This window comes from Achromobacter sp. KK8 (assembly GCF_054188005.1).
In genome coordinates, this window is record NZ_CM135178.1 from 648,487 (window position 1) to 660,080 (window position 11,594).

An 11,594-nucleotide genomic window follows, 5' to 3' on the forward strand; every position below is an offset into this window, starting at 1 on the left:
ACGACGACTTCGGGGGTGGCGTAATACATCCCTTGAGCTCCGCGCCTGAAATGGCATTGAGCCACATCCGTGAGAAAATCCGCACGCATCTGGACGTCACTACCAATGGAATCCCACACCGGCCGTGGCACCCACCCTGCCACGCGTGGTGGTGGAGCCAGAGGCCTTGTAGACCCACGTTCCATTACCGGACATACCCGATACACCAATCGCCATGGCGGACCGGCCTTCATAGGTCGAAGCAGCCATGGACAGCATGCCTTTGCCGGGGATGCTCGCGCTAGGCAAGCCCGCCATCGCCATCGCGGACGCAACGCCGGCGTTCACTTCCGAGCGCAACTGGCCGATCTTGCTATCGGTGTATGCGTTGGCCTGCTGCACGGCCTGGCCGGACGATTGACGCGAGATATCCTGCACTTGCCCCAAGTTCGCCGCATCGGTTGGCGCGGTACCGGCCGCCACGTTCGTGATCTGCCGCTCCTGCCCCGCGCTTCCCACCGACACGGTGTTCGCACGGTCGGCCACCGAGCCCGCGCCCAGGGCTACACTGCCCGCCGCATTCGCCTGCGCGTCTTTGCCCAGTGCCACGCCGCCTGCGCCAGCGACACCCGAACCGGACCCCATGGCCACGCCTTGAGTGCCCTGCGCAACCGTCGGCCGGCTGCCGCCGCCGGCGGCGTCGGCCACTACTGCCGAGGTGTCCCGCGCTTGATCCTGCTGGATCGTGACAACCTGCTGCAACGTCTGCGTCAGCGTATTGACGCGCTCGCTGTGCTGGACGTGCAGGTCCGCAATCGTGTTAAGCGCAGTGGCTTGGTCCGCCAGGGTCGCATTGGTGGCGAACAACTGGCTACCGTTGACCGCATCCGTGCTGGTCGCGGCGAGGGCGCCGGCGTTAACGCCAGACACCGTGCGCGCGCCTTCGGCGCCGGCCATGTTCACGGACGAGCCCCCGGTGGTACCGGCCACCGTCACGGCGTTGGTCGCCGCGTCCTGGCGCACCAGGCCCACTTCGCCGTTGTTCATTTGCGTGGTCAGATTGTTGACGGTAGTGGCGGTTTGGCTGACCTGCGTCGTCAGGTTGCTCACATTGCCTTCGACCGCCGTCGTGCGGTTGGCCACATCGGCGATCGCCGTGCGATTGCCGGCGATATCGGCCGCGTTGCGGGTGATCGCGCTGGCATTGGCCGACACGTTCGTGTTGGTCGCAAACAGCTGGCCGCCATTGACAGCATCCGTGCTGGTCGCCGCAACCGCACCGGCGTTCACGCCTGACACCGTGCGCGCACCGGCCGTGCCCGCCATATTCACCGACGTACCGCCACTGGTACCAGCCACGGTCACCGCGCTGGTCGTCGCGTCCTGGCGCACCAGGCCCACGCCGCCATTGTTGATCTGCGCCGTCAGGTTCGTCACATTGCCTTCGACCGCCGTCGTGCGGTTGGCCACATCGGCGATCGCCGTGCGATTGCCGGCGATATCGGCCGCGTTGCGGGTGATCGCGCTGGCATTGGCCGACACGTTCGTGTTGGTCGCAAACAGCTGGCCGCCATTGACAGCATCCGTGCTGGTCGCCGCAACCGCACCGGCGTTCACGCCTGACACCGTGCGCGCACCGGCCGTGCCCGCCATATTCACCGACGTACCGCCACTGGTACCAGCCACGGTCACCGCGCTGGTCGTCGCGTCCTGGCGCACCAGGCCCACGCCGCCATTGTTGATCTGCGTCGTCAGGTTCGTCACATTGCCTTCGACCGCCGTCGTGCGGTTGGCCACATCGGCGATCGCCGTGCGATTGCCGGCGATATCGGCCGCGCTGCGGGTGATCGCGCTGGCATTGGCCGACACGTTCGTGTTGGTCGCAAACAGCTGGCCGCCATTGACAGCATCCGTGCTGGTCGCCGCAACCGCACCGGCGTTCACGCCTGACACCGTGCGCGCACCGGCCGTGCCCGCCATATTCACCGACGTGCCGCCACTGGTACCAGCCACGGTCACCGCGCTGGTCGCAGCATCCTGGCGCACCAGGCCCACGCCGCCATTGTTGATCTGCGTCGTCAGGTTCGTCACATTGCCTTCGACCGCCGTCGTGCGGTTGGCCACATCGGCGATCGCCGTGCGGTTGCCGGCGATATCGGCCGCGTTGCGGGTGATCGCGCTGGTGTTGGCGGACACGTTCGTGTTGGTGGCGAACAGCTGGCCGCCGTTGACCGCGTCCGTGCTGGTCGCGGCAACCGCGCCGGCGTTCACGCCAGACACCGTGCGCGCACCGGCCGTGCCCGCCATGCTCACCGACGTGCCGCCACTGGCCCCCGCCACCGTCACCGCGCTGGTCGTCGCGTCCTGGCGCACCAGGCCCACGCCGCCATTGTTGATCTGCGTCGTCAGGTTCGTCACATTGCCTTCCACCGCCGTCGTGCGGTTGGCCACATCGGCGATCGCCGTGCGGTTGCCGGCGATATCGGTCGCGTTGCGGGTGATCGCGCTGGTGTTGGCGGACACGTTCGTGTTGGTGGCGAACAGCTGGCCGCCGTTGACCGCGTCCGTGCTGGTCGCAGAGAGCGCCCCAGCGTTCACGCCAGACACCGTACGCGCACCGGCCGTGCCCGCCATGCTCACCGACGTGCCGCCACTGGCCCCCGCCACCGTCACCGCGCTGGTCGTCGCGTCCTGGCGCACCAGGCCCACCGCACCATTATTGACCTGCGTCGTCAAATTGCTGACAGCCGAGTTGGTCTGGTTGACCTGCGTCGTCAGGTTCGTCACATTACCCTCGACCGCCGTCGTGCGATTGGCCACATTCGTAATCGCCGTGCTGTTGCCAGCAATATCGGCCGTGTTACGGTTGATCGCATTGGTATTGGCCGACACGTTCGCATTGGTCGTGAACAATTGGCCGCCATTGACCGCATCGGTGCTGCTCGCGTTCAGCGCCCCGGCACTCACCCCCGACACCGTGCGCGAGCCGCCGGTGCCCGCCATGCTCACCGACGTGCCGCCCGTGCCGGCGGCCACCGTCACCGCATTGGTCGTCGCATTCTGGCGCACCAGGCCCACGGCGCCATTGTTGATCTGCGTCGTCAGCGTGCTCAGATTGGTCGTGTTCTGGGTAATCCGAGCCCCCTGCGTGGTCAGATTGCCTTCCGCGCTCGTAATGCGCGTGCCCAGGCCCGTCACGTTGCCCTCGGTCGCCGTCATCCGAGTCCCAAGACCCGTGATGGCCGAGGCATTCTGCCCGATCGCCGCCGTATTGGCCGTCACGTTGGTGTTCGTCACGAACAGCTGCGAACCATTGACCGCCTGCGTGCTCGTCGCCGACAGCGTCCCCGCCGCCACGCCATCGATCACATTGTTCAGCATATCTACGCGGTTTATCATACGAATGCCGTTCTGACCGGCAAGTACCAACGTACCGTTGGTCGTCCCGCGCACGTAGGTGGTGCTTTCACCGTACCCTCCGCCACCGTCCGTCGCAGTTCCGGAACCGTGAAGCGAAAACGTGACCTCGCCGCCGCAATTCAAACGAGAGGTACTTCCCGTTCCATAGGCCCACCCGTTGGCGCCATTGCAAAGCTGCAAGGACTGCGCCACCGCCGTCTGGGTAAACGACATTCCCATCAAAGACAAAAGCAGCACGGAACCCACAACAGCGCCGGCTTTCAGCCCGCGAGATTTGCCACGAGCCCGGGTTGCCTCGGAAACAGGAACCCAGGATTGGCTGACGATATTCCAGACGAGGCGATAGATGTGGTTCATGACAAATATAAAAAAAATGGGTTTGCTACACAGGGACACTTTGACGTGACGCGCGATCTGGCGCCAAACAAACCAAAGCACTCTCAAATCAAAAAAAAGCAGGAGAAATCCGCAACGGATTAACTATAGGAGGGGGGGTGATTTACGAGAAATAGGAGTGCTCCTAAAAGCAATCTCGAAATGTCAAGAAAACCAAGGCCCATCCACGCCAATCAGCGCCATGGATGCGCAATTTCGCATCCATGGGTATGCCTTCAGCAGACAATGGGGGATTCCTGAATCAGTGACACGACTCAGGACGACGTGCATTGAATTCGCAGCGTCTACCAGCGATAGCTGACCCCGAGATTGACGCCCAATTGCCCCCGCGACGTGCCCGCACCCGAGGCCCTGTATACCCAGGCCCCACCTTGGGACATCTTGGAGAGCCCGATTGCCAAGGCCGATTGGCCCTGGTAGGTCGATCCCGCCATCGCGACCATTCCCTTGCCCGGCAGGCTGGCACTCGGCAACCCGGCCATCGCCATGGCCGATGCGATACCGGCATTCACCTCCGAGCGCAGCCGTCCGATCCGGCTGTCGGTGTATGCGTTGGCGTGCTGCACGGCTTGGCCGGACGATTGGCTGGTGATCTCTTGCACCTGCCCCAGGTTCACAAGATCAGTCGCCGCGGTACCGGCCGCCACGTTCGTGATCTGCCGCTCCTGCCCCGCGCTTCCCACCGACACGGTGTTCGCACGGTCGGCCACCGAGCCCGCGCCCAGGGCTACACTGCCCGCCGCATTCGCCTGCGCGTCTTTGCCCAGTGCCACGCCGCCTGCGCCAGCGACACCCGAACCGGACCCCATGGCCACGCCTTGAGTGCCCTGCGCAACCGTCGGCCGGCTGCCGCCGCCGGCGGCGTCGGCCACTACTGCCGAGGTGTCCCGCGCTTGATCCTGCTGGATCGTGACAACCTGCTGCAACGTCTGCGTCAGCGTATTGACGCGATCGCTATGCTGGACCTGCAGGTCGGCGATATTGTTAAGCGCCGTGGCCTGGCCAGCCAGGGTCGCATTGGTGGCGAACAACTGGCTGCCGTTGACCGCATCCGTGCTGGTCTCGGCCAGGGCGCCGGCGTTAACACCAGACACCGTGCGCGCGCCTTCGGCGCCGGCCATGTTCACGGACGAGCCCCCGGTGGTACCAGCCACCGTCACGGCGTTGGTCGCCGCGTCCTGGCGCACCAGACCCACTTCGCCATTGCTCATTTGCGTGGTCAGGTTGTTGACGGTAGTGGCGGTTTGGCTGACCTGCGTCGTCAGGTTGCTCACATTGCCTTCAACCGCCATCGTGCGGTTGGCCACATCGGCGATCGCCGTGCGATTGCCGGCGATATCGGCCGCGTTGCGGGTGATCGCGCTGGTGTTGGCCGACACGTTCGTGTTGGTCGAAAACAGCTGGCCGCCGTTGACCGCATCCGTGCTGGTCGCCGCAACCGCACCGGCGTTCACGCCAGACACCGTGCGCGCACCGGCCGTGCCCGCCATGCTCACCGACGTGCCCCCGGTGGTGCCTGCCACCGTCACCGCGCTGGTCGTCGCGTCCTGGCGCACCAGGCCCACGCCGCCATTGTTGATCTGCGTCGTCAGGTTCGTCACATTGCCTTCCACCGCTGTCGTGCGGTTGGCCACATCGGTGATCGCCGTGCGGTTGCCAGCGATATCGGCCGCATTGTGATTGATCGCGCTGGTGTTGGCCGACACGTTCGTGTTGGTCGCAAACAGCTGGCCACCGTTGACCGCGTCCGTGCTGGTCGCGGCAACCGCGCCAGCGTTCACGCCAGACACCGTACGCGCACCGGCCGTGCCCGCCATGCTCACCGACGCGCCGCCGCTGGCCCCGGCCACGGTCACCGCGCTGGTCGCAGCATCCTGGCGCACCAGGCCCACGCCGCCATTGTTGATCTGCGTCGTCAGGTTCGTCACATTGCCTTCGACCGTCGTCACGCGGTCGCCCAGCGTGTTGATGGCGGTGCTGTTGTTGGCGATGTCGGTCCGATTTTGGGCAATGGCAGCGGTGTTGGCGGTGACGTTGGCATTGGTCTGGAACAGTTGGGTGCCGTTAACCGCGTCCGTGCTGGTCGCGGAGAGCGCCCCGGCGTTCACGCCAGACACCGCGCGCGCACCGGCCGTGCCCGCCATGCTCACCGACGTGCCGCCGCTGGCCCCGGCCACGGTCACCGCGCTGGTCGCAGCATCCTGGCGCACCAGGCCCACGCCGCCATTGTTGATCTGCGTCGTCAGGTTCGTCACATTGCCTTCGACCGCCGTCGTGCGGTTGGCCACATCGGCGATCGCCGTGCGGTTGCCGGCGATATCGGCCGCGTTGCGGGTGATCGCGCTGGTGTTGGCGGACACGTTCGTGTTGGTCGCAAACAACTGGCCGCCGTTGACGGCATCCGTGCTGGTCGCGGAGAGCGCCCCAGCGTTTACGCCAGACACCGTCCGCGCACCGGCCGTGCCCGCCATGCTCACCGACGTGCCCCCGGTGGTGCCTGCCACCGTCACCGCGCTGGTCGCAGCATCCTGGCGCACCAGGCCCACGCCGCCATTGTTGATCTGCGTCGTCAGGTTCGTCACATTGCCTTCGACCGTCGTCACGCGGTCGCCCAGCGTGTTGATGGCGGTGCTGTTGTTGGCGATGTCGGTCCGATTCTGGGCAATGGCAGCGGTGTTGGCGGTGACGTTGGCATTGGTCCGGAACAGTTGGGTGCCGTTGACCGCGTCCGTGCTGGTCGCAGAGAGCGCCCCAGCGTTCACGCCAGACACCGTACGCGCACCGGCCGTGCCCGCCATGCTCACCGACGTGCCGCCACTGGCCCCCGCCACCGTCACCGCGCTGGTCGTCGCGTCCTGGCGCACCAGGCCCACCGCACCATTATTGACCTGCGTCGTCAAATTGCTGACAGCCGAGTTGGTCTGGTTGACCTGCGTCGTCAGGTTCGTCACATTACCCTCGACCGCCGTCGTGCGATTGGCCACATTCGTAATCGCCGTGCTGTTGCCAGCAATATCGGCCGTGTTACGGTTGATCGCATTGGTATTGGCCGACACGTTCGCATTGGTCGTGAACAATTGGCCGCCATTGACCGCATCGGTGCTGCTCGCGTTCAGCGCCCCGGCACTCACCCCCGACACCGTGCGCGAGCCGCCGGTGCCCGCCATGCTCACCGACGTGCCGCCCGTGCCGGCGGCCACCGTCACCGCATTGGTCGTCGCATTCTGGCGCACCAGGCCCACGGCGCCATTGTTGATCTGCGTCGTCAGCGTGCTCAGATTGGTCGTGTTCTGGGTAATCCGAGCCCCCTGCGTGGTCAGATTGCCTTCCGCGCTCGTAATGCGCGTGCCCAGGCCCGTCACGTTGCCCTCGGTCGCCGTCATCCGAGTCCCAAGACCCGTGATGGCCGAGGCATTCTGCCCGATCGCCGCCGTATTGGCCGTCACGTTGGTGTTCGTCACGAACAGCTGCGAACCATTGACCGCCTGCGTGCTCGTCGCCGACAGCGTCCCCGCCGCCACGCCATCGATCACATTGTTCAGCATATCTACGCGGTTTATCATACGAATGCCGTTCTGACCGGCAAGTCGCAATGTGCCATCGTCGCGCATACCTCGAACATAGGTCGTGCTAGCGCCAAAGCCTGCACCGCCATTTTCTGTCCCAACATTATTGAGGCTGAATTGCGTCGGCACACCGCAGTTAAGAGTGACGTTGGAACCATAGCCATAAGATCTCCCCTGCGAATCACCAATGCCGCGGCAAAGCTGCAGCCCTTGCGCAACGGCTACTTGAGGGAAAAACATCTCCGTCGCAGACAGGAGCAACGCGACGCTGGCAATAGCCCCAACACGGCTGGCCCGGGATTTTCCGCGAGCACGCGCAGCTTCAGATACAGGAACCCAGGATTGGGACACGACATTCCAGACAAGGCGGTAGATGCGGTTCATGGTGATCGGGCGACAAGTAAATGCGCTACTTCCGTTTCGCGGACATGCCGGCAGCCGAGAGCCGGGGCGCGCGAATCAGCAGCGTCGTAAAGAAAATTCTGCGTGACTCGAACTATAGGGACGCCTCAAATCGCCATATATAGGCGCACTCCTAAATCAGCGTTCGAAATATCAACAACGCTAAAGATGTCCTGTCGCTTTCCAACGAACCACTTGACGCCGCCCCGGCGCACGGGAACACCACCAAACCGCATCCGCCAGCCATTTTTAGTCCCAATCTGATTCAGGAAACTTTGCGCAAGCCCTACAGTGCCTCGGTCACAAGAACTCGACACTGCAAGAAGATGGGACATATGAAATTGCCGATGGAAACTCCGACGGAGTTCGACTCGCTACGCGTCGTGGCATTCGCCTCCGGCCCGGCTCGCGTGAGCCACATCCGAAAGACGCTGACCAATCTGGGAATCCAGCTGCTGGAAACTGCGGATTCGCTACGGATATTGGAAATGCTGCTCCAAACCAGTCCCGCTGACGTGGTCGTCTGCGACATGCTCCCCGGCCATGCCGAAGCGTTGATGGTCCCGAGTATGTTGCGTCGCATCAGGAAGGCCGCGGGTCCTGCCGCCCCCTCCCGCGTGCTATGGATGGTCGACCCGACCACATGTTGGCTTCAAGCAGCTAGCCGCTCGCCAATACCGGACGACATCGCACACCCTGACCCTCTCCATGGGCAGATCGGCGCCTTCGGTGCCCAGGCTTTGCAGGCGCACATCCGGCTCGCCCGGAACGCGGGAATTGACGTTGCAATTGCCCAAGGCGGCGCCGCGTCGACATTGGCGACAACCTTGCATTCGCTGATGCGCACGCCCGACCATTTTTTTGAACCCGCGGTTCCTCACGAGGAACTGCCGCTAGAAGAAGAGCTGATCTCGGCGATCAGCGGCGGGGAAGGCCTGCGCATCGTGCTGCAGCCGCAGTACGACTTGGCTACCAGAGCCGTCGTAGGCGCGGAGGCGTTGGTTCGCTGGACACATCCGGTGCACGGGAACATCTCGCCGATAACGTTCATCCCGATGGTCAACAGGCTGGATCTGAATCTGATGCTATTCAGCTTCGTAAAGCGCAGCGTGATAGAAGTGCTTTCGACACTGTTCCAGCGTGGCATCCACATTCCCATCGCAGTCAATGCCTCGGTCAAGACCGTCAGCACCCCCGGGCTAGCCCGTCTACTGGCTGAAAAAATGACATTGGCGGGCCTGCCGAATCATTTACTGAAAGTGGAATTGACGGAAGAAATGCCCGTCGACGACCCCCTGTCCTTATCAGCTTCGCTATTGTCGTTGCGTGCGCTCGGCTTCCAAACCTCGCTGGACGATTTCGGTTCGGGTTCAGCCACGATGAATCTGCTGGCGACAATGCCATTCGATGAAGTCAAGATCGATGGATCATTCGTCAAGGAGATAGACCAAAAGTCCCCGTCACGCGGTATCGTAGCGACTGTCTCGGCGCTGGCCAACATGCTGAATATGGACCTGGTGGCCGAAGGCATCGAGGACGAAGCCAGTATTGCGACCCTGCGCCGCCTGGGCTGCCAAAAGGGCCAAGGGTTCGCGCTTTCCATGCCTGTGGAAGTCAGTGATTTCGTGGAAATCTGCCTGGCCACGACGCCCGCATAGCTCAGATATCTTGCGGATACGTCTGCGACGCGAATAACTCACGCCGCAGTTCTCAATCATCATTGGACAATGTAACGTAAATCAAAACGCCCAGCTGCAATATCGCTATGCGAAACGCGCCGTACATTCCATTCCAATGCGCCGACGCTCCCATGCCGAACCATTCCCCGCCGATTGAAATATAAGCCACTTGCCGGGTCAGGAACCCAAGTGTCAGTCCGGCAACCGCTAGATCTTTGGCCGCAATAAAATCCAAACGCTCAGCTTTGTAGGCCAATAGCAATTTAGTGCCGCCGACCAAGCACAGCGCAGCCGTCCCCAGCTCCAACAGGATAATCATGCAGTAGCTCACATGATGTGCCCATGGAGCCAGGATTGCGCGATGGGCGGCACCATTGCCGGGGAACGTGGCATCCATGAGAAGCACGTGGCGCACGAATACAAAATTCGTTCCGTAATCGGTCACGTGGTTGAACGTCACCAATGACGCGAACAGTGCCATCGCAAGCACCATGAATGCCTTCGAAATACGTATGACGGGCATGGTCTTCGCACTACTCAGCGGGTCGGCCTTGATTCGGCGCCATGATGCGCAACACACTCACATCAACCTCGGAAGGCCCGATCAACTCACGATCGAACTCCCCTTCCACCTCCACTTCAGTGGTCGCATCCACCGTACCCCCCCGCGGGAACAAATGCGCGTCGATTTCAACGCGCACTTGGCCAGAACCATCGTCAAGCAGAAACACATCGTTGGAGAGTTTCTGTACCAATCGACCGCGCAAAACAACATGGGCATCGTCCGGAGCGGAGGCCAATAACTGAGAAACCGTCAGATGCTTTGCCGCCGTCGGTCCACCGTACTGCGCCAGCGCGCCGTGCGAAGCGATCAACAGCACGCCGCCAATAATAGTCTTGGATAACATTTATTTCCCGCCTTTTGATAAAACCTTCGCCATCGATCGCGACCCGGCGGCGCCGCGCCGCATGGCACCGCGCCGCGAAATAATCGCGCGAATTTCAATTATTGATAAGAGCCCGCAAGCACGCCGTCAATGCCGGTCCGTCCCGTCATTGATAGTTCATGGTGAACGTCATTCGAACATTGGCCTCGCCCGGCTGAACAGCGCCTCCAGTCCTGATATATCGAGCGCGCAGATTGATGTCATAGCTGCCCCCTGTTGCACTGTTGTATTGCGTATAGGACAGCCATTGGCCCAGTTGAACCGCGCGATTGCTTGCATCAAGAAGTTGAAGCCCAATGCCTCGCGCGGCGTTCGCGCCTTGCAAAGCTACCGTGCCTGCCATGCCCGGCACCACCGCGGTGGTCGGATCGATGCGGTACTGGATCGATCTCAACCCTGCTGGACAATTGAGCATGCGAATTTGGAAAGCCTGCGCCGGCGAAACTGCGCCGCTCCCGGAAAATGCCGAAACCAGATGCGTGCGCATGTTTACATCCACGTCGCTGGTCGTGCAGGTCAACCCGACAATTTGGGTGGAACCAAAACCATAGGTGAATCTATTTCCGAAGATGAAATTCCCAGCCTGAAATATAGATAATCTTTGGTCGCGTGAGCGCATCGTCTGCACTTGGCCGAAGACCATAGGGGGCATGACTCCATTCTGGACTGATCCTGTCTTTATCAAGCGAATTCTTACGCCGCCGTTAAAGGACAAAGACATGGTGCAAAAGTGACTATTTGCCCGCTCGTAAGTCGTACCTGACGGACTAGCGCCTAGCCGAGGGAAACTGCACTGTCCGTTATAGGGGCCAGAAGAATCCGCCACCACCCCGACGCCAGGGACACCGGTGGCGTATATCACGTAGTTGAGACCAGCCTCGCTATAACGAGCCGATGTCTGCGAGAGTGTCATGTCCAAGCGCCATGCCTGCTGCGCGCGCTCCGGCAGCGGGGCACCACCACAGCGTATATATTCGACGATGGGAGATTCAATCCAAGGCGTTATCGGCGTACCGACAGGACTGTCCCGAGCCACCACCACCGCTGGAGGCAGGGGCAGGGTATAGCTCTCGAAGCGATCATCGCAGCCAGGAATCGCCGCTTTGGCATCGAAGCAGATCACGCTCAGCAATGCAGCAGCTGCAACACCGAGGCTTTGAAGCCGGCCGAACACCGACAGCGAGAAAATACTCATAGAATTTCAC

General features: G+C 62.3%; 6 protein-coding genes. 1 reads left to right on the top strand and 5 read right to left on the bottom strand.

Translation table 11 applies throughout. The features are described 5' to 3' along the window. Positions 1–99: 99 nt before the first annotated feature. On the bottom strand, positions 100–3,756 hold the full coding sequence (locus tag ACVN9Z_RS03045) for a YadA-like family protein (RefSeq protein WP_458213093.1): 3,657 nt from the start codon (positions 3,754–3,756) through the stop codon (positions 100–102). A gap of 323 nt (positions 3,757–4,079) precedes the next feature. Beyond that, complete coding sequence (locus ACVN9Z_RS03050; RefSeq protein WP_458213094.1) at positions 4,080–7,745, bottom strand: ESPR-type extended signal peptide-containing protein; 3,666 nt, start codon at positions 7,743–7,745, stop codon at positions 4,080–4,082. Between the two features lie 353 nt (positions 7,746–8,098). Between ACVN9Z_RS03050 and ACVN9Z_RS03055 the strand changes: the two genes are divergently transcribed. After that, on the top strand, positions 8,099–9,421 hold the full coding sequence (locus tag ACVN9Z_RS03055) for an EAL domain-containing protein (RefSeq protein ID WP_458213095.1): 1,323 nt from the start codon (positions 8,099–8,101) through the stop codon (positions 9,419–9,421). Between the two features lie 52 nt (positions 9,422–9,473). Here ACVN9Z_RS03055 and ACVN9Z_RS03060 read toward each other — a convergent pair whose 3' ends face one another. From ACVN9Z_RS03060 to ACVN9Z_RS03070, 3 genes are all read right to left on the bottom strand, one after another. Then, entirely contained in the window at positions 9,474–9,965 is a 492-nt protein-coding gene (locus tag ACVN9Z_RS03060; protein WP_458213096.1) for a DUF2165 family protein, read from the bottom strand. Between the two features lie 10 nt (positions 9,966–9,975). Then, positions 9,976–10,350 (bottom strand): NirD/YgiW/YdeI family stress tolerance protein, encoded by a 375-nt coding sequence (locus ACVN9Z_RS03065; RefSeq protein WP_458213097.1) that lies wholly within the window; start codon positions 10,348–10,350, stop codon positions 9,976–9,978. A gap of 145 nt (positions 10,351–10,495) precedes the next feature. Next, a complete protein-coding gene (locus ACVN9Z_RS03070; protein WP_458213098.1) occupies positions 10,496–11,584 on the bottom strand; it encodes a fimbrial protein in 1,089 nt (362 codons plus the stop codon). Positions 11,585–11,594 lie beyond the last annotated feature (10 nt).